Source organism: Cypionkella psychrotolerans (genome assembly GCF_001294535.1).
GTDB classification, from domain to species: domain Bacteria; phylum Pseudomonadota; class Alphaproteobacteria; order Rhodobacterales; family Rhodobacteraceae; genus Cypionkella; species Cypionkella psychrotolerans.
The window spans coordinates 130,824-146,799 of the sequence record NZ_LGIC01000007.1; the positions used below are offsets into that span (position 1 = coordinate 130,824).

The window sequence follows — 15,976 nt, forward strand, 5'->3', positions numbered from 1 at the left end:
CGGTTTGTTTCTGCGGATTGAGCGGGCTCGACGCGTAACGGTGCGCGCCTACCCCCCCGTATGGCTCATATGCCGGGTCATCTGGCCTTTGACCCCTTGCCGCGTGTAGTCGAAATCATGACCTTTCGGCTTGTGGCTGATCGCGCTGCGGATGGCTGCGCGCAGGGGGGCATCCTCGGGGCTGGCGCGGAGGGGCGCGCGGAGGTCGGCCATGTCTTCTTGGCCGAGGCACATGTAAAGCTCGCCGGTGCAGGTCAGGCGGACGCGGTTGCAGCTTTCGCAGAAGTTATGCGTCAGTGGCGTGATGAAGCCTACGCGTTGGCCGGTTTCCATCAGGCGGACGTAGCGGGCGGGCCCGCCGGTGCGGTCGGGGAGGTCTTGCAGGGTGTAGCGGGTGGCGAGTTCTGCGCGCAGATCTTTCAGCGGCCAGTATTGGTCGATGCGTTGGGCCTCGCCCATGTCGCCCATTGGCATGACTTCGATGAAGGTGAGATCGTGATTTTCAGCGGCGCACCAAGTGGTTAGGCGGAACAGTTCATCCTCGTTGAAGCCCTTCAGGGCGACGGCGTTGATCTTGACTTGCAGGCCTGCGTCTTTCGCGGCCTCGATACCATCCAGCACTTGGGCCAAGCGGCCCCAGCGGGTGATTTCGGCAAATTTTTTCTCATCAAGGGTGTCGAGCGAGACGTTGATGCGTTTGACACCGCAGGCGGCGAGGTCTTGGGCATATTTGCGCAGTTGCGAGCCGTTGGTGGTGAGGGTGAGTTCTTTCAGCGCGCCAGTTTGCAGGTGGCGCGACATCGCCTCAAAAAACGTCATGATGCCTTTGCGCACCAAGGGTTCGCCGCCGGTGATGCGGAGTTTTTCGACGCCAAGGGCGATGAAGTTGGAGCAGAGACGGTCGAGTTCTTCCAGCGTCAGCAGCTCGGCTTTCGGCAGGAAGGTCATATGCTCGGTCATGCAATAGGCGCAGCGGAAATCGCAGCGGTCGGTGACCGAAACGCGCAGGTAGGAGATTGCGCGGGCGAAGGGGTCGATGAGGGGCATCTCTGACATGTTGCTAAAATAGGCGCGCGGGCGGCGGGCGGCAAGGTGGAATGCGACAGTTGCGCGCCGGGAGCCGCCACGGTATCCTGAAGCTATGATGTATAAGAGCTTGATCCTGATGAGCGTGGCGCTGGGGCTTTCCGGCTGCGCGATGATGAAACCATCCAAGCCGGATGCGGCGGTGGCACCGATGCAGCGCCCGGTCATTGGCGCGGGTGTTGCGGCGGCGGCGCTGGATCAGACCACGGCGGCCGAGCGGGCGGCGGCGGTTGCGGCGAAGCCTGCGGGCGGCGCGCGGGCTTTGGGGTCCGCCGTGGTGGCTTTGGGCAGCCCGGCTGAGCAGGGGCTTTGGGTGAAATCACCGCTGGTGGTGGCCAAGGGCAAGGGGCGGGTGGTGACGGAAAGCGGCGCTTCGGTGGCGGTGGATTTGTTGCCGGGAAGCGGGGCTGCATCGTTGTCGCTGGCGGCGTTCCGGGCTTTGGGGCTGGGGTTGACCGATCTGCCTGAGGTTACGATCTACGCGGAGTGAGGCGAAGGTGCGCAGAGTGAGGCGAAGGCAGGGGCACTCTGCCCCTCGGCGCGGCTCACCCCTGAGGATATTTGCGCAGAGAGGGCGACCTGAAGCGGTCAGCCCAGATATTGCGCAGCTTCTTTGCGGGCGAAGCTTTTCATGCGTTCGCCGTGCTGATCGAGGAACGCGGCGGTGCGGGCGGGGTCATGTTTTGACAGATCGCGCAACCACCAAGCGACGGCTTTCTGGATAAACCAGTCTTTGTCGTCGATGTAGACGGCGGCCCAGCCGAGCACGCGGTCGCGGATGTCCAGCTCAAACTCTTTCGGGAAGTTTTGCTTGGTAAACGGCAGGGTGGCGACCAAAGCGGCGCGGCGGGTCCACATGTTCTCGGAGGTGGTCCAAGTCTCGACCGTGTCGATGCGGGATGGGTCGGCGGTGATGCGCTTTTGGGCGGCGATACAGACGTGATCGGCGATGGCCCAAGCGTCAAACTGCGGCACCCATTGGCAGATCAGATCCCACGCGGCTTCATCGGGTTTGATACGGGCTTGGGTCAGCAGTTTGGCGGCAGCGACGCGAGCCTCGTGGATGTTGCTGTCCCACAGATCGCTCGCCAGTTGGATGCGGTCTTCAAGGCTGGATTCAGCGCGCCAGACGGTGGTGAGTTCCTCAATCTGCGGCACTTTCAGGCCGAGATAGGGGCGGTCGGCTTTGTGATAGGCTTGCGCCTCAATGGCTTTTTGTGGGTCAGCGAGGGCGTTGAGTTGGGCGAGGGCCCGGTCAATATAGCTGGAGGCGATCATTCGACGGTTACCGATTTTGCGAGGTTGCGGGGTTGGTCGACATCGGTGCCTTTGGCGATGGCGGTGTGGTAGGCCAGAAGTTGCGCTGGGATCGCGTAGAGAATTGGGGCGAAGGCGTCGGACACCTCGGGCATGGTGATGGTTTTCCAGCAATCCATACCGGCCTCGGTGATGCCTTGGGCGTCAGAGATCAGCAGCACTTTGCCGTGGCGGGCCATGACCTCTTGCATGTTCGAGACGGTTTTCTCGAACAGGTGATCGCGGGGGGCGAGCACGATCGCCGGAACTTGCGGCGAGATCAGCGCGATCGGGCCGTGTTTTAGTTCACCTGATGCATAACCTTCGGCGTGGATATAGCTGATTTCTTTCAGTTTTAGCGCGCCCTCGAGGGCGAGGGGGAACATCGCACCCCGGCCGAGGAACAGCACGTCTTGGGCTTCGGAGAGTTCTTCAGCGATGGCGGCGATTGTGGTGCTGAGGGCAAGGGCGTGGTTCATCAGGCCGGGGAGGGCTGCCAGATCATTTAGATGGGCACTGAGGGCTTCGGGCGTCAGGCGACCCCGGTCTTGGGCTGCTTTCAGCGCCAGCAGGGCGAGGGTGGTGAGCTGGCAGGTGAAGGCTTTGGTCGAGGCGACGCCAATCTCGATCCCCGCCATGATCGGCAGAGCCAGATCAGCTTCGCGGGCGATCGAGGAGGTGGGGACGTTGACCACGGCGACGATTTTCGCGACTTTCTCGCGGGTATAGCGCAGGGCGGCGAGGGTGTCGGCGGTCTCACCGGATTGGCTGACGAACAGCGCCCATGAGGTTGGCGACAACGGCGGTTCGCGGTAGCGGAATTCGGAGGCGACGTCGATCTCGCAAGGCAGGTCTGCGATTTGCTCGAACCAGTATTTTGCGACGTGGCAGGCATAGCTGGCGGTGCCGCAGGCGACCATGGTGATGCGGTCCACGGCGGTGAAATCAACCTCGGCGGGCAGTTGTAATGCGCCGTTTTGAACGTAACGGCGCAGGGCGTCGGCGATCACCACGGGTTGCTCGGCGATTTCCTTCGCCATGAAATGCTTGTAGCCAGCCTTTTCGATGCGGGTGGCGTCGACTTGGATGCGGGATTCAGCGCGGTTGGCGAGGCGATCCATTTCGTCATAGATCACAGCACCTTGGCGGGTGATCACCGCCCAGTCGCCTTCTTCGAGATAGGTGATGCGGTCGGTCATCGGAGCCAAAGCGATGGCGTCGGAGCCGACAAACATCTCACCATCACCGTGGCCGATGGCGAGCGGCGAGCCTTTGCGGGCGGCGATGATCAGGTCTTCTTCGCCGTCAAACAGGAAGCACAAAGCGAAGGCACCGTGCAGGCGTTTCAGGGTTTGGCGGGCGGCCTCTACGGGGGTGGCGCCACGGCTGATGTACAGATGTGCGAGAAGGGCGACGGTCTCGGTGTCGGTCTCGGATTCTTGCGTCAGGCCTGCGGCGGCCAGTTCGGTGCGCAGTTCGCGGAAGTTTTCGATAATGCCGTTGTGGACCACGGCGACCGGGCCGGAGCGGTGGGGATGGGCGTTGGTGGTGGTGGCCGCACCATGCGTCGCCCAACGGGTGTGGCCGATGCCAGCCTTGCCCGCGAGGGGTTCATGCACCAGCAGGTCGGAGAGGTTGACCAGCTTGCCGACGGCGCGGCGGCGGTCGAGCTTGCCATTGTTGACGGTGGCGATGCCTGCAGAATCGTAGCCGCGATATTCGAGGCGTTTGAGGGATTCGACCAGCAGGGGGGCAACCTCGTTATTGCCAAGAACGCCAACGATACCACACATTTATGAGCTTCCTTTCGCGGCTTTGATGGATTTGAGGCGGGCCATCAGTTTGATGGCGAGGCCCGGTTTGTTGACCTGCTTGGCACGACCCAAGGCGAGGGCTGCATCGGGGACGTTTTCGGTGATCACCGAGCCTGAGGCGGTGAGGGCGTCGTTGCCGATGCTGACGGGGGCGACCAGCATGGTGTCCGATCCGATGAAGGCGCGTTTGCCGATTTTGGTGCGGTGTTTCATCACGCCGTCGTAATTGCAGGTGACGGTGCCGGCGCCGATATTGGTGAATTCGCCGATGTCAGCGTCACCGATATAGGTCAGGTGGCCGACTTTGACGCCTTCGTCGAGGATGGCGTTTTTTATCTCAACAAAGTTGCCGACATGGACATCTTCGGCGAGTTCGGCACCAGGGCGGAGCCTTGCGAACGGGCCGACAGTTGCACCGCGGCTGACGTGGCAGCCTTCGAGGTGGCAGAAGCCTTTGATCTCGGCGCCGGATTCGATGGTGACAGCAGGACCAAAGATCACGTTGGGGCCGATGATGGCGTCGCGGCCGATATGGGTGTCGAGTGCAAAAAACACGGTTTCGGGGGCGGTGAGGGTGACGCCGTTTTCCAAGGCATCGCTGCGGGCGCGGGATTGGAAGGCGGCTTCGGCCTCGGCCAGCTGCGCACGGGTGTTCACACCCAAGGTTTCGGATTCGTCGCAGATGACGACGCCTGCGGAGAGGCCATCGGCGTGGGCGATTTCGACAATATCGGTCAGGTAGTATTCGGCGGCAGCGTTGCCGTTGCCGACGCGAGCGATCAGATCAAACATGGTTTTGGCAGAGGCGCAGATCACACCGGAGTTACAAAGGGTTATGCTGCGTTCTTCATCCGTGGCCTCTTGGTATTCGACGATCTTTTCCAAGGTCTCGCCAGAGGTCACCAGCCGACCGTAGAGGCCGGGGTCTTTGGCTTCAAAGCCCAGAACCACCACCGAATGGCGGGCGCGGGCGTGCAGCATGGCCTCTAGGGTTTCGGGGCGGATGAACGGGGTGTCGCCGTAAAGCACGATAGCTTCGCCGCCCATCTCGGCCAGCAGGGGGGCTGCTTGGGCAACGGCATGGGCGGTGCCAAGTTGCGGGTCTTGCACGACGCATTGGACCGAGACATCGAAGGCTTCGGCGGATTTGGTGACGAGGGCGGCTTCATGTCCGGTGACGACGACGATGCGCGATGGCTCTAGGTTGCGGGCGGCGGTCAGGGCGTGGTGCAATAGCGGGGCGGCGGCTATGTGGTGCAGCACTTTCGGGGTGTCGGAGTTCATCCGGCTTCCCATGCCTGCCGCCAATATGATGAATGAAACCGACATCTTCCACTTCCTTTTCTTTTACACCCGTTTTACCCCGGATCGGCGGGGCCGCAAGGGGTGGTTCTTCACGCAAGGTTACAGAATGAAAACGGTGGTGTTTGATCTCGATGGCACGCTGGCGGATACCAGTGCGGATTTGCTGGCTGCCGCCAATGTTTGCTTTGATCGGCTGGGGCATGGTCTGGTGCTGGATCAGCGCGACGTGTTGGTGGCGTTTCATGGCGGGCGGGCGATGCTGCGGTTGGGGTTTGAGCGGTTGGGGCTGCGGTATTCTGAGACGGATATCTCAGCGCAATATCCTGTGCTGCTGGCAGCTTATGCCGATGGGATTGATGTGCATACACGGATGTATCCGGGGGCTGTGGCGGCGGTGGAGGCTTTGTTGAGTGCCGGGTATCGCACGGCGATTTGCACCAATAAGCCCGAGGGGCTGGCGGTGGAATTGGTGCGGCGCTTGGGGGTTTCGCATTTGTTTGGGGCGCTGGTCGGGGCGGATACGCTGCCAGTGCGCAAGCCTGATCCGGCGCCTTATGTTGAGGTGGTGCGGCGGGTTGGCGGGGCTATTGGGCACTCGATGCTGATTGGCGATACCGAGACGGATCGGCTGACTGGGTTGGCGGCAGGGGTGCCGGTGGCGCTGGTGACGTTTGGGCCGGAGGGGGCGGGGGTGTCTCGGCTGCAGCCAGAGGCGCTGCTGCATCGGTTTGAAGATTTGCCGGAGTTGGTGGCAAGGGTGCTGGTTTGACCGTTTATGGGTGGTTTGACAGTTTTCAGGCGGCGACTTAGGTTGCGGCAATGACAAAAGCACCGTCCCGCCACGCGATAATCTTTGTGTTGCTGTGTGTTCTGTTGGACATGATCGGCTTTGGCTTGATCATCCCGGTGCTGCCGCAACTGATCGAGCAGGTCGGGCAGGTCAGTCTGTCTGAGGCCTCGATCATTGGCGGCTGGATGTTTTTCGCGTTCTCGATGGCGCAGTTCGCGTTCAGCCCGCTGATGGGTAACCTGTCGGATCGGTTTGGGCGCCGCCCGCTGTTGTTGCTGGCGATTGCGGGTCTTGGGCTGGACAATCTGTTGCAGGGGCTTGCGCCAACGCTGATCTGGCTGTTCGTGGGGCGCGTTATTGCGGGGGTATGTGGCTCAAGCTGGGTGATTGCCAATGCGTTTATCACCGATGTGACCGAGCCTGCCGAGCGGGCGAAGTATTTCGGCATGATGGGCGGGGCGTTTGGGTTGGGCTTTGTGCTGGGGCCAGCTTTGGGCGGGGTGTTGGGCGAGTTCGGTCCGCGGGTGCCATTCTTTGTGGCGGCGGGGATTTCGGGGTTGAATTTCATTTACGGCTGGTTCGTTTTGCCGGAAACTCTGGCCCCGCAGAACCGTCGCGCTTTTAGTTTGGCGCGGTCGAACCCATTGGGTGCATTCAAGGTGTTTCGCAGCTATCACGGCGTCATTCCGATGTGCGCGGTGATGTTCTCGTTCTTCTTTTTCACCAGCGTCTATCCGGCGATCTGGCCCTATTGGGGGATGGCAAAGTTTGGCTGGTCTTCGGCGATGGTCGGGGTGAGCCTCGCTGTGTTTGGTATTGTGATGGCGGGGTTTCAGGGCGGCTTGACCGGGCCGGGGGTGAAGCGGTTTGGCGAGCGCAATATGGCGTTGATTGGGTTGGTCTCGGCGCTGATCGCGGCCTCGGGCTATGGGCTGGCGGGGTCGTTGACGGTGGTGGTGCTGTTGATGATCGTGCATGGGCCGGAGGGGTTTATTCATCCGATGCTGACGGCGATGATGACGCATCGGGTGCCGGATGATGCGCAGGGCGAGTTGCAGGGCGGGATTTCGGCGATCATGAACGTGGCGATGTTGGCGGGGACGGTGTTTTTCAGCCAGATTTTCGGGTATTTTATGGCTCCGGGCGGCTGGCAATCGCCGGATGTGGCGTTCTTTGTCGCAGGTGCGGGGATGGCTTTGACGCTGGTTATGTTTGTGCTGATCGTGCCGGGTGAGGAGAAACGCTTGTGATTGAGGAACGGTTTGAGGGCAGTTTCACGCAGCAGGAACCTATTCCTGAAGCCGGGATCGAGGCGGCTGTGGCGGTGCTGCGGCATGGGCGGTTGCATCGGTATAACACGGCTGCGGGCGAGGTCGCCGAGGCGGCTTTGTTGGAGGAGGAATTCGCGGGCCTGATGGGGGCGAAATACTGCCTTGCGGTGGCTTCGGGCGGTTATGCGTTGGGCTGTGCCTTGCGGGCGGTGGGGGTGCAGGCGGGCGAGCCTGTGTTGACCAATGCGTTTACTTTGGCCCCGGTGCCGGGGGCGATTGCGAGTGTCGGGGCGCGTCCGGTGTTTGTTGAGGTGACGGAACAGCTGGTGCTGGATTTTGGCGATCTGGAGGCGAAGGCGCGCGCTACAGGGGCTAAGGTGCTGATGCTGAGCCATATGCGCGGGCATCTGTGCGATATGGAGGCTTTGGTGGCGTTATGTGCGCGGCTGGGTGTGCTGATCATTGAGGATTGCGCGCATACGATGGGGGCGGCTTGGAACGGCGTGGCCTCGGGGCGGTCGGGGTTGATCGGCTGCTATTCGATGCAGACCTATAAGCATATCAATTCCGGCGAGGGCGGCTTTCTGATCTCGGATGACGAGGCGGTGATGGCGCGGGCGGTGCTGCTGTCGGGGTCGTATATGCTGTATGGGCGGCATCGGGCGGCCCCGAGTGCGGCGGCGTTTGAGGCGGTGCGGATGGAAACCCCAAACATCTCGGGCCGGATGGACAATCTGCGGGCGGCGATTTTGCGGCCTCAGTTGGGGTTGCTGGCGGACCGTGTGGCGCGGTGGGGCGAGCGCTATCAGGCGTTGGAGGCGGGGTTGCGCGGGGTGCCGGGGTTACGGTTGGTGGAGCGTCCGGCGGAGGAAACCTATGTCGGGTCGTCGTTCCAGTTCCTGCTGCCGGATTGGTCTGCAGCGCGGGTGGGTGCGCTTCTGGGCCGGGTGTTGGCGCGTGGGGTCGAGTTGAAGTGGTTCGGTGCCGCCGATCCGGTGGCGTTTACCTCGCGTTATCAGCATTGGGGCTATGCCGAGGTGCAGAACCTGCCGCAGACCGACCGGATTTTGGCGGGGCTGGTGGATATGCGGGTGCCTTTGACGTTTTCGGTCGCGGATTGTGCGCAGATTGCACGGATCATCAAGGGAGAGGCCTTGGTGGTGGGGCAGGGGCCGGAGCCTGAGGCGGTGGTGCTGCCAATTATTCAGTAACGGGTGGTTTTCTGTGCCGATCGCTGGGGGTTTCACATCCCCAGACCCCTGTGGGATATTTGAGCACAGAGGATGATAATTTTAGGTACAATTTAGCGGGTTTGGCCGCTCTTGGCGGGATTACGCAGGTCGTTTGACGCGGACTTTGAGGAATCCGCGGGGCTGTGGTAGGCTGCTGGCATTTAAGACGACCAACCAATTTTGGAGACAGTCATGGGCTTGCAGGCACAGCTTTATCCGTTTCATTATGTCAATCGGCTGCGGTCTTTGGTGGTGCCGGGCTACACTGGCTATCCCGGCGGGGTGGTGGCGATCACCCGCTATGTCTCGGCGAATACGTTGTTTGGCGGGGCGAATTTGGCCTCGGTGCTGCGGCAGGCTTTGGCCACGGCGGGGACGGCGGCGGATCGCAGCACTTTGGCGGGCGAGGGCGTCGGCCGGGTGTTCACCGGGCAGGGTATGCCGGATGATTTTGTCACCGTGCTGAGCATGGTCGACCGCTTGGCGGCACCATTGGCGAAGAATGCGACGCTGGCGCCGTTCTTCAAACAGACCGACTACTTGCAGGCGATGCTGGATGCCTCGGTTCTGGGGCAGGATTGTATTGGCTTTGTCGGCACTTATCTCGCGACGGCGGGGATCGAGGCGGGTTATGTCGGGCGCAGGCCGCTGGATTATGCCGCCAAGTTCAAGCCGGTGGGCAAACTGGCCGATGTCGATGTGGGATCGGTGCTGATGCTGACCAATGGCATGCATATTCAGATCGTCGATTGGATCTGGGAGCGATCAGAACGCCAGTTGGTGATCGACATTTGCCAAGCGTCGAGCATGAAGGATCATGACGATTCCAAGGGGCCGCAATGCAATGCGCGGGTGACCTTGACGGCGGGCGGCGGGGATTTTCTGCCGATTGAGAAGTTCCGGGCGGCGAAGGACAGCAAGTCTGACTGGGCCGCCTATGCTGCCGAAGAGGCCAATCCGACCGACAATGGCTATGAGATGTATCTGCGCAAGAAGATGACCCAACACGGTACGGCCACGGGCTATCTGAATGGCGCGATTTTTCAGCTGTCGGGTGGCGGTACGCCGGGCAATCCGGTGGCTGGATCGGTCTATGCGGGCACCCTGCCGGGGCTGACGATGGCGGCGGCGTTGGCTTAGGGTTTCGCCGGGTTATACAGCGGCACCGTCGAGATCGACATTTTCGCTGAACCATCGCTGAGTTCGGTGGCATGGGTCAGATAGACCAGCACTTGGTTTTTCTGATCGAAGATGCGGGTGACGTTCAGCGATTTGAACACCAACGAGCGGCTTTCGCTGAACACGGTCTCGCCAGACTCGGAGGTGTCTATGTCGCCAATGGTGATCGGGCCGGTTTGACGACAGGCGATGGAGGCGTTCGACGGGTCTTCGAACCAGTTGCCTTTGGAAAGCCGGTCCCACATCGAGCGTTCGAAATAGCTGATGTGGCAGGTGACGCCTTGGACTTTCGGGTCGGGGATCGCCTCAATGATGATGTCATTGCCAACCCAATCGACACCGACTCGGCCGATTTCTTCGGCGTGGGCGGTGAGCGGCAACAGGCTGAGGGCGAGGAGGGCGAACAGGCGCATGAGGAGGGCTTTCGAGCGATTTCTGCCTGTTAGATGGGCAGTTTGCTGCGCTTGCACAAGAGGGGGGTGGCAGCGCTAATTCCTTAGTGAAATACTCATGAATTAGACCGCAAAAACCAATGAGTTAGCGGGTCGAAGCGGCATCTTTTCCTGCGGGCTTTGGTTGACCCCGCCGAGGGGCCGGAGTAAACGGATCAGCAAGAGCGACGGGAGCCAAAGCGCTTGCGACGCGGTTTGCCAGCTGAAGGAGCGCTTCGCGTGGATCATCTTCTTCGTGAGTATCTGCCCATCCTTATTCTTCTTGCGATTGCTGTCGGGCTTGGCCTTGTGCTGATCCTCGCCGCCGCTTTGATCGCGGTGCGCAATCCCGACCCGGAAAAGGTCTCGGCCTATGAATGCGGGTTCAACGCCTTTGACGATGCGCGGATGAAGTTTGACGTGCGGTTCTATCTGGTGTCGATCCTGTTCATCATCTTCGATCTTGAGGTGGCGTTCCTGTTCCCATGGGCGGTGGCGTTTGGGCAGATCAGCATGGTCGGGTTCTGGTCGATGATGGTGTTTCTGGGCGTGCTGACCGTGGGCTTTGCCTATGAGTGGAAAAAAGGGGCACTGGAATGGGCGTGATGACCGGGGCGAATACGGCGGGGCCGGACCGGGAGGTTGCCACGCAAGCGCTGAACCGCGAGTTGCAGGACAAGGGGTTTCTGCTGACCACGACGGAAGATATCATCAACTGGGCGCGCAATGGCTCGCTGCACTGGATGACCTTTGGTCTGGCCTGCTGTGCTGTGGAGATGATGCACACCTCGATGCCGCGCTATGATCTGGAGCGGTTTGGCACGGCGCCGCGCGCGTCGCCGCGGCAGTCTGATCTGATGATCGTGGCAGGCACCTTGACCAACAAGATGGCTCCGGCGTTGCGCAAGGTTTACGATCAGATGCCAGAGCCGCGCTATGTGATCTCGATGGGGTCATGTGCGAATGGCGGCGGCTATTACCACTATTCCTATTCGGTGGTGCGCGGCTGTGATCGGATCGTGCCGGTCGATATCTATGTGCCGGGTTGCCCGCCGACAGCGGAAGCTTTGCTTTACGGTATTTTGCAGTTGCAGCGGAAAATCCGCCGCACTGGCACGCTTGTGCGTTAAGGGGGCGATATGGCTGATTTTGTTGAACTCGCCGCCTATCTGACGGAAAAGCGCCCGGATGCGGTGCTGGGCACGGAACTGGCGTTTGGTGAATTGAATGTGACAGTGGCGCTGCCTGCGCTGGTGTCGTTCATTGGCTTTCTGACGGTCGATCCGGCCTGCAAGTTTTCCTCGCTTGTCGATATCACTGCGGTGGATCACCCCGAGCGGGTGGAGCGCTTTGACGTGATCTATCACTTCCTGTCGATGTACACCAACGCCCGCATCCGGCTGAAGGTGGCTGTCAGCGAGGATGATATGGTGCCGTCGATCCATCTGGTGCATCCGTCTGCGAATTGGTTTGAGCGTGAAGTGTTCGATATGTTCGGGATTTTGTTCTCGGGTCATCCCGATCTGCGGCGTATTTTGACCGATTACGGCTTTCGCGGTCATCCTTTGCGTAAGGATTTCCCGACCACGGGCTATACCGAAGTGCGCTACGACGAGGTGCAAAAGCGGGTGGTCTATGAGCCTGTCAATCTGGTGCAGGAATACCGTCAATTTGATTTCATGTCGCCGTGGGAGGGTGCCAAGTACATCCTGCCGGGTGATGAGAAAAAGGCCTGATCTGGTGAGCAAAGATCCGACATTGCTGTTTTGCGTGGGGGCGACGAAAGCGGGGACATCCTGGCTTTACGATCACCTGTCTAAGCATCCGCAATGTCATTTCCGCAGCATCAAAGAGTTGCATTATTTCTCGTTGAAGAGTGCAGCACAGTTTGACGGCGCTTTGCGTGGGGTGGATCGCAAGATTGCCGAAATGCAGGCACGTTTGGGCGTGGTGCCGGATGAGCGCAAGCCCATCGTGGCGCAGCGTTTGGCTGATCTGATCGAATGGCGGGCTGTTTTGGCCCATCGGGCGATTGATCTGCCGGCTTATCGCGCGTATCTGACCGCAAATGCGGGGCAGGCGCGGCTGGTGGGCGATGTGACCCCGGCCTATGGGCTGATGTCGCAGGCGGATTTGACGCGGCTTTCGCAGGTGGCGGCGGACACGCGTTTTGTCTATCTGATCCGCGATCCGTTGGCGCGACTTTGGAGCCACGTCCGGATGATTGCTGCGCGCGCGGCACCCGACCGCTTTGCGCAGGTCGCCGAAGCGCAGATGGCGGCAATTCTGGATGGCGATCTGTCGGGCGAGGGCAAGGGCATTGTGGTGCGCGGTGATTATGCCGCGATTTTGGAAAAGCTGACGCGGGCGGTGCCAGTGAAATCTTTGCTGGTGCTGTTCCAGGAAGAGTTGATGACGCTGCCGGGGATCGCAAAGCTGTCGGCGCATCTGGGGCTGACGCCTGTGGCGGCTGATCTGGGTCGCTGGGTGCATGAGGGCAAATCTCTGGCCCTGCCCGAGGCTTTGCGGACGCGGGCTTTGCTGTGGCTTAGACCGCAATATGAATATGTCGCTACGATGTTTCCGGCTTTGCCGCAGGCATGGCTTAAGAATATGGAAAAGGGCTTCGCATGATGGACGGCGATATCCGCGTGAACACCTATGACGATGGCACGACTGACACCCTGCCCGGTGAGCAGCGCATCCGCAACTTCAACATCAACTTCGGCCCACAACACCCTGCGGCGCATGGGGTTTTGCGTTTGGTGCTGGAGTTGGACGGCGAGATTGTCGAGCGCTGCGATCCGCATATTGGTCTGCTGCACCGTGGCACTGAAAAGCTGATGGAAAGCCGGACCTATCTGCAAAACCTGCCGTATTTCGACCGCCTCGACTATGTGGCGCCGATGAATCAGGAACATGCCTGGTGTCTGGCGATTGAGCGTCTGACGGGCACCGCCGTGCCGCGCCGCGCCTCGCTGATCCGGGTTTTGTATTCGGAAATTGGCCGGATTCTGAACCATTTGCTGAACACCACGACGCAAGCCATGGACGTGGGGGCTTTGACGCCGCCGCTGTGGGGCTTTGAAGAACGCGAAAAACTGATGGTGTTTTACGAGCGTGCTTCTGGCGCGCGTCTGCACGCGGCCTATTTCCGGCCCGGTGGCGTGCATCAGGATCTGACGCCCGATCTGATCAATGATATTGAGGCTTGGACCGAGACCTTCCCGCAGGTGCTGGAAGACCTGCACGGGCTTCTGACCGAAAACCGCATCTTCAAACAACGCAATGCCGATATTGGCGTGGTGACGGAAGACGACATTCTGAAATACGGATTCTCGGGCGTGATGGTGCGCGGATCGGGTCTGGCGTGGGATTTGCGGCGCTCGCAACCCTATGAATGTTATGACGAGTTTGAGTTCAAAATCCCGGTCGGCAAGAACGGCGATTGCTATGATCGCTATCTGTGCCGGATGGAGGAGATGACTCAGTCGCTGCACATCATGCGGCAGTGCATTGTGAAGCTGCGGGCCGAGCCGGGCGAAGTTCTGACGCGTGGCAAGCTGTCGCCACCGAAACGCGGTGAGATGAAAACCTCGATGGAGGCTTTGATTCACCACTTTAAACTTTACACCGAGGGCTTCCATGTGCCCGCCGGAGAGGTTTACGCGGCGGTTGAAGCGCCGAAGGGTGAGTTTGGCGTTTATCTGAAGGCGGATGGGTCGAACAAACCCTACCGCGCCAAAATCCGCGCTCCGGGGTTCCTGCATTTGCAGGCGATGGATTATATCTGCAAAGGCCACCAACTGGCCGACGTTTCTGCAATCATCGGCACGATGGATATCGTGTTCGGGGAGGTCGACCGCTAATGCTTCGCCGTCTGCACAAAGAACAACCCGCTTCGTTTGCTTTTACCCCGGCCAATTTGGCTTGGGCCGAGGGGCAGATTGCGAAATACCCTGAGGGGCGTCAGGCCTCGGCGATCATTCCGCTGTTGTGGCGGGCTCAGGAACAGGAGGGATGGTTGACCCGTCCGGCGATTGAGCATGTCGCGGATAAGCTGGGGATGGCTTATATCCGGGCGCTGGAAGTGGCGACGTTTTACTTCATGTTCCAGCTGCAACCTGTTGGAAGCGTTGCACATATCCAGATTTGCGGCACCACGTCCTGTATGATTTGCGGGGCTGAGGAGTTGATCGCGGTTTGTAAGGAACTGGTCGCGGATAAGGCGCATGCTTTGTCGGCGGATGGCAAATTCAGCTGGGAAGAAGTCGAATGTCTGGGCGCTTGCACCAATGCGCCGATGGCGCAGATCGGCAAGGACTATTATGAGGATCTGACGGCGGACAAGCTGCGCGCGTTGATCGGGCGGTTCTCGAAAGGTGAGGTTCCGGTGCCGGGGCCGCAGAATGGCCGTTATGCGGCGGAGCCTTTGTCGGGGCTGACCTCGTTGAAATCACATGAAGCGGGGCGGAAGCCTTATAATGCAAGCGTGCAGGCGGCGGTGGATATTGGCGATACGGTGAAGCGGATTGATGGCACCGAAGTGCCGTTGCTGACACCGTGGATTGCAAAATCGGTGTCGGCTGACCCAAAACTGGCGGCGATGCCGGAGGCCGTGACGCCAGCGGTTGGCGTGGCCGTTGAACCGAAACCCGGTGCGGCAGCCGTTGCGGATAAGACCGGCGTGACTGTGCAGGAAGCGCCAGCGATGGCGAAGGGAAAGCCGGTGGCAGAGGGCAACGCGCCAGAGGCCACCCCGCTTGCGACGCCAGAGGCGAAAGTGTCGGCAGCGGGGCCGCAAAGCCAGCCCGTAGCGCTTGCGGCGCCGCGCAACGGTTTGGGTGATAATCTGCAAAAAATCGAAGGTATCGGCCCGGTGATCGAAAAGCTGTGCCATGGCTTGGGGATCTTCCACTTTGACCAGATCGCCAGCTTTGGGCCTGCGGAAATTGCGTGGATGGATGGCAATCTCAAAGGTTTTCGGGGCCGTGTGACGCGCGACAAATGGGTGGCGCAGGCCAAGTTGATCGGTGAGATTGGGCTGGAAGCCTTCCTGATCCGCGCCAAGACCAATGAGTATTGAGGGTTATAATGGACCACGCACATGATCACGATGCAGTTGATGGGCCTTGGGCTGGCGGCTGGCTTGTTGCTGTTCTGGCCGCTTTGATGGCGGTTGGGCTGGCGCGCTGGCTGGGTGAGGTTGGCGGCTTTGCGGCGGTGATCGTGGGCCTTGTGGTGTTCGGGGTTTACGCCGTGCTTCTGGGCAATGGCGGTGTGGAATTGACCGAGGCGCATGGCCATGACGGCGATGATCACGGCCACGATCACGGGCATGGGCAGCACTGAGATGGCGGCTCCGGGGCCTCAGGATAAATCGGCGCGGCAGACCAGAGTTGTGGCTTTGGTGATTGCGGGCACGATGATCTTGTGGATGGCGGGTCAACAGATTGGCGCGGAGCTGGGCTTGCCGCTGAAATACACGTTTCTGCTCGATCTCGCGGCTTTGGCCGGGTTCATCTGGGCGATGATCGTGACGTATCAAATTTGGCGCGCGCGCCGCACGTAA

18 protein-coding genes are annotated in these 15,976 nt (G+C 60.5%); 13 read left to right on the plus strand and 5 right to left on the minus strand.

The annotated features are described in order from the left end of the window. Positions 1 to 48: 48 nt before the first annotated feature. Complete coding sequence (gene moaA / locus AKV04_RS02265; RefSeq protein ID WP_162232817.1) at positions 49 to 1,047, minus strand: GTP 3',8-cyclase MoaA; 999 nt, start codon at positions 1,045 to 1,047, stop codon at positions 49 to 51. A 97-nt stretch (positions 1,048 to 1,144) separates the two neighbouring features. On the opposite strand from moaA, the gene AKV04_RS02270 reads away from it, so the two are divergent. Next, complete coding sequence (locus AKV04_RS02270) at positions 1,145 to 1,576, plus strand: hypothetical protein (protein WP_082351489.1); 432 nt, start codon at positions 1,145 to 1,147, stop codon at positions 1,574 to 1,576. Positions 1,577 to 1,674: 98 nt separating this feature from the next. Here the strand turns inward: AKV04_RS02270 and AKV04_RS02275 are convergent, their stop codons facing one another. From AKV04_RS02275 to glmU, 3 genes are read right to left on the minus strand one after another with little or no spacing between them, the layout of a single operon-like run. Continuing rightward, on the minus strand, positions 1,675 to 2,364 hold the full coding sequence (locus AKV04_RS02275; RefSeq protein ID WP_054004856.1) for a DNA alkylation repair protein: 690 nt from the start codon (positions 2,362 to 2,364) through the stop codon (positions 1,675 to 1,677). After that, a complete protein-coding gene (gene glmS, locus AKV04_RS02280) occupies positions 2,361 to 4,175 on the minus strand; it encodes a glutamine--fructose-6-phosphate transaminase (isomerizing) (protein ID WP_054004857.1) in 1,815 nt (604 codons plus the stop codon). The genes AKV04_RS02275 and glmS overlap by 4 nt, the downstream gene beginning before the upstream one ends. Then, positions 4,176 to 5,525 carry a bifunctional UDP-N-acetylglucosamine diphosphorylase/glucosamine-1-phosphate N-acetyltransferase GlmU gene (gene glmU, locus AKV04_RS02285; RefSeq protein WP_054004858.1) on the minus strand — a complete coding sequence of 450 codons (1,350 nt, stop codon included), beginning with the start codon at positions 5,523 to 5,525 and terminating at the stop codon, positions 4,176 to 4,178. A gap of 82 nt (positions 5,526 to 5,607) precedes the next feature. Here glmU and AKV04_RS02290 point away from each other — a divergent pair, with 82 nt between their 5' ends. The 4 genes from AKV04_RS02290 to AKV04_RS02305 all read left to right on the plus strand — a co-directional run bounded on the left by AKV04_RS02290 (position 5,608) and on the right by AKV04_RS02305 (position 9,934). Beyond that, the gene (locus AKV04_RS02290) at positions 5,608 to 6,270 is read left to right on the plus strand and encodes an HAD hydrolase-like protein (protein WP_054004932.1); all 663 of its coding nucleotides are present in this window, start codon (positions 5,608 to 5,610) and stop codon (positions 6,268 to 6,270) included. A 50-nt stretch (positions 6,271 to 6,320) separates the two neighbouring features. Then, entirely contained in the window at positions 6,321 to 7,541 is a 1,221-nt protein-coding gene (locus tag AKV04_RS02295; protein WP_054004859.1) for a TCR/Tet family MFS transporter, read from the plus strand. After that, the gene (locus AKV04_RS02300; RefSeq protein ID WP_054004933.1) at positions 7,541 to 8,773 is read left to right on the plus strand and encodes a DegT/DnrJ/EryC1/StrS family aminotransferase; all 1,233 of its coding nucleotides are present in this window, start codon (positions 7,541 to 7,543) and stop codon (positions 8,771 to 8,773) included. The genes AKV04_RS02295 and AKV04_RS02300 overlap by 1 nt, the downstream gene beginning before the upstream one ends. A gap of 213 nt (positions 8,774 to 8,986) precedes the next feature. Further along, positions 8,987 to 9,934, plus strand: a complete 948-nt coding sequence (locus tag AKV04_RS02305) for a hypothetical protein (RefSeq protein ID WP_054004860.1) — start codon at positions 8,987 to 8,989, stop codon at positions 9,932 to 9,934. Here AKV04_RS02305 and AKV04_RS02310 read toward each other — a convergent pair. Beyond that, a complete protein-coding gene (locus AKV04_RS02310; protein ID WP_054004861.1) occupies positions 9,931 to 10,386 on the minus strand; it encodes a CreA family protein in 456 nt (151 codons plus the stop codon). The genes AKV04_RS02305 and AKV04_RS02310 overlap by 4 nt on opposite strands. Positions 10,387 to 10,644: 258 nt before the next feature. On the opposite strand from AKV04_RS02310, the gene AKV04_RS02315 reads away from it, so the two are divergent. The 8 genes from AKV04_RS02315 to AKV04_RS02350 are packed head-to-tail and all read left to right on the plus strand — an operon-like array spanning position 10,645 to position 15,976. Then, complete coding sequence (locus AKV04_RS02315) at positions 10,645 to 11,010, plus strand: NADH-quinone oxidoreductase subunit A (RefSeq protein ID WP_054004862.1); 366 nt, start codon at positions 10,645 to 10,647, stop codon at positions 11,008 to 11,010. Continuing rightward, positions 11,001 to 11,534, plus strand: a complete 534-nt coding sequence (locus tag AKV04_RS02320) for a NuoB/complex I 20 kDa subunit family protein (protein ID WP_202905545.1) — start codon at positions 11,001 to 11,003, stop codon at positions 11,532 to 11,534. The genes AKV04_RS02315 and AKV04_RS02320 overlap by 10 nt, the downstream gene beginning before the upstream one ends. A 9-nt stretch (positions 11,535 to 11,543) precedes the next feature. Then, entirely contained in the window at positions 11,544 to 12,140 is a 597-nt protein-coding gene (locus tag AKV04_RS02325; protein WP_054004863.1) for an NADH-quinone oxidoreductase subunit C, read from the plus strand. Positions 12,141 to 12,144: 4 nt separating this feature from the next. Further along, positions 12,145 to 13,038 (plus strand): sulfotransferase, encoded by an 894-nt coding sequence (locus tag AKV04_RS02330; protein WP_162232818.1) that lies wholly within the window; start codon positions 12,145 to 12,147, stop codon positions 13,036 to 13,038. Further along, the gene (locus AKV04_RS02335) at positions 13,035 to 14,273 is read left to right on the plus strand and encodes an NADH-quinone oxidoreductase subunit D (protein ID WP_054004865.1); all 1,239 of its coding nucleotides are present in this window, start codon (positions 13,035 to 13,037) and stop codon (positions 14,271 to 14,273) included. Before AKV04_RS02330 ends, AKV04_RS02335 begins: the two co-directional genes overlap by 4 nt. Beyond that, positions 14,273 to 15,490 (plus strand): NADH-quinone oxidoreductase subunit E, encoded by a 1,218-nt coding sequence (locus AKV04_RS02340; RefSeq protein WP_054004866.1) that lies wholly within the window; start codon positions 14,273 to 14,275, stop codon positions 15,488 to 15,490. Before AKV04_RS02335 ends, AKV04_RS02340 begins: the two co-directional genes overlap by 1 nt. Before the next feature lie 8 nt (positions 15,491 to 15,498). After that, positions 15,499 to 15,756 (plus strand): hypothetical protein, encoded by a 258-nt coding sequence (locus AKV04_RS02345; RefSeq protein ID WP_054004867.1) that lies wholly within the window; start codon positions 15,499 to 15,501, stop codon positions 15,754 to 15,756. Next, positions 15,710 to 15,976 (plus strand): DUF5337 domain-containing protein, encoded by a 267-nt coding sequence (locus tag AKV04_RS02350; RefSeq protein WP_328287134.1) that lies wholly within the window; start codon positions 15,710 to 15,712, stop codon positions 15,974 to 15,976. Before AKV04_RS02345 ends, AKV04_RS02350 begins: the two co-directional genes overlap by 47 nt.

Excerpts from the sequence above, each read along its gene's own strand:
- AKV04_RS02295 (WP_054004859.1), top strand. The coding sequence starts at position 6,321 with ATGACAAAAGCACCGTCCCGCCACGCGATAATCTTTGTGTTGCTGTGT.
- AKV04_RS02270 (WP_082351489.1), top strand. The coding sequence starts at position 1,145 with ATGTATAAGAGCTTGATCCTGATGAGCGTGGCGCTGGGGCTTTCCGGC.
- AKV04_RS02345 (WP_054004867.1), top strand. The coding sequence starts at position 15,499 with ATGGACCACGCACATGATCACGATGCAGTTGATGGGCCTTGGGCTGGC.
- AKV04_RS02350 (WP_328287134.1), top strand. The coding sequence starts at position 15,710 with ATGACGGCGATGATCACGGCCACGATCACGGGCATGGGCAGCACTGAG.
- moaA (WP_162232817.1), bottom strand. The coding sequence starts at position 1,047 with ATGCCCCTCATCGACCCCTTCGCCCGCGCAATCTCCTACCTGCGCGTT.
- AKV04_RS02320 (WP_202905545.1), top strand. The coding sequence starts at position 11,001 with ATGGGCGTGATGACCGGGGCGAATACGGCGGGGCCGGACCGGGAGGTT.
- AKV04_RS02325 (WP_054004863.1), top strand. The coding sequence starts at position 11,544 with ATGGCTGATTTTGTTGAACTCGCCGCCTATCTGACGGAAAAGCGCCCG.
- AKV04_RS02290 (WP_054004932.1), top strand. The coding sequence starts at position 5,608 with ATGAAAACGGTGGTGTTTGATCTCGATGGCACGCTGGCGGATACCAGT.
- AKV04_RS02310 (WP_054004861.1), bottom strand. The coding sequence starts at position 10,386 with ATGCGCCTGTTCGCCCTCCTCGCCCTCAGCCTGTTGCCGCTCACCGCC.
- glmS (WP_054004857.1), bottom strand. The coding sequence starts at position 4,175 with ATGTGTGGTATCGTTGGCGTTCTTGGCAATAACGAGGTTGCCCCCCTG.
- AKV04_RS02340 (WP_054004866.1), top strand. The coding sequence starts at position 14,273 with ATGCTTCGCCGTCTGCACAAAGAACAACCCGCTTCGTTTGCTTTTACC.
- AKV04_RS02275 (WP_054004856.1), bottom strand. The coding sequence starts at position 2,364 with ATGATCGCCTCCAGCTATATTGACCGGGCCCTCGCCCAACTCAACGCC.
- AKV04_RS02335 (WP_054004865.1), top strand. The coding sequence starts at position 13,035 with ATGATGGACGGCGATATCCGCGTGAACACCTATGACGATGGCACGACT.
- AKV04_RS02305 (WP_054004860.1), top strand. The coding sequence starts at position 8,987 with ATGGGCTTGCAGGCACAGCTTTATCCGTTTCATTATGTCAATCGGCTG.
- glmU (WP_054004858.1), bottom strand. The coding sequence starts at position 5,525 with ATGTCGGTTTCATTCATCATATTGGCGGCAGGCATGGGAAGCCGGATG.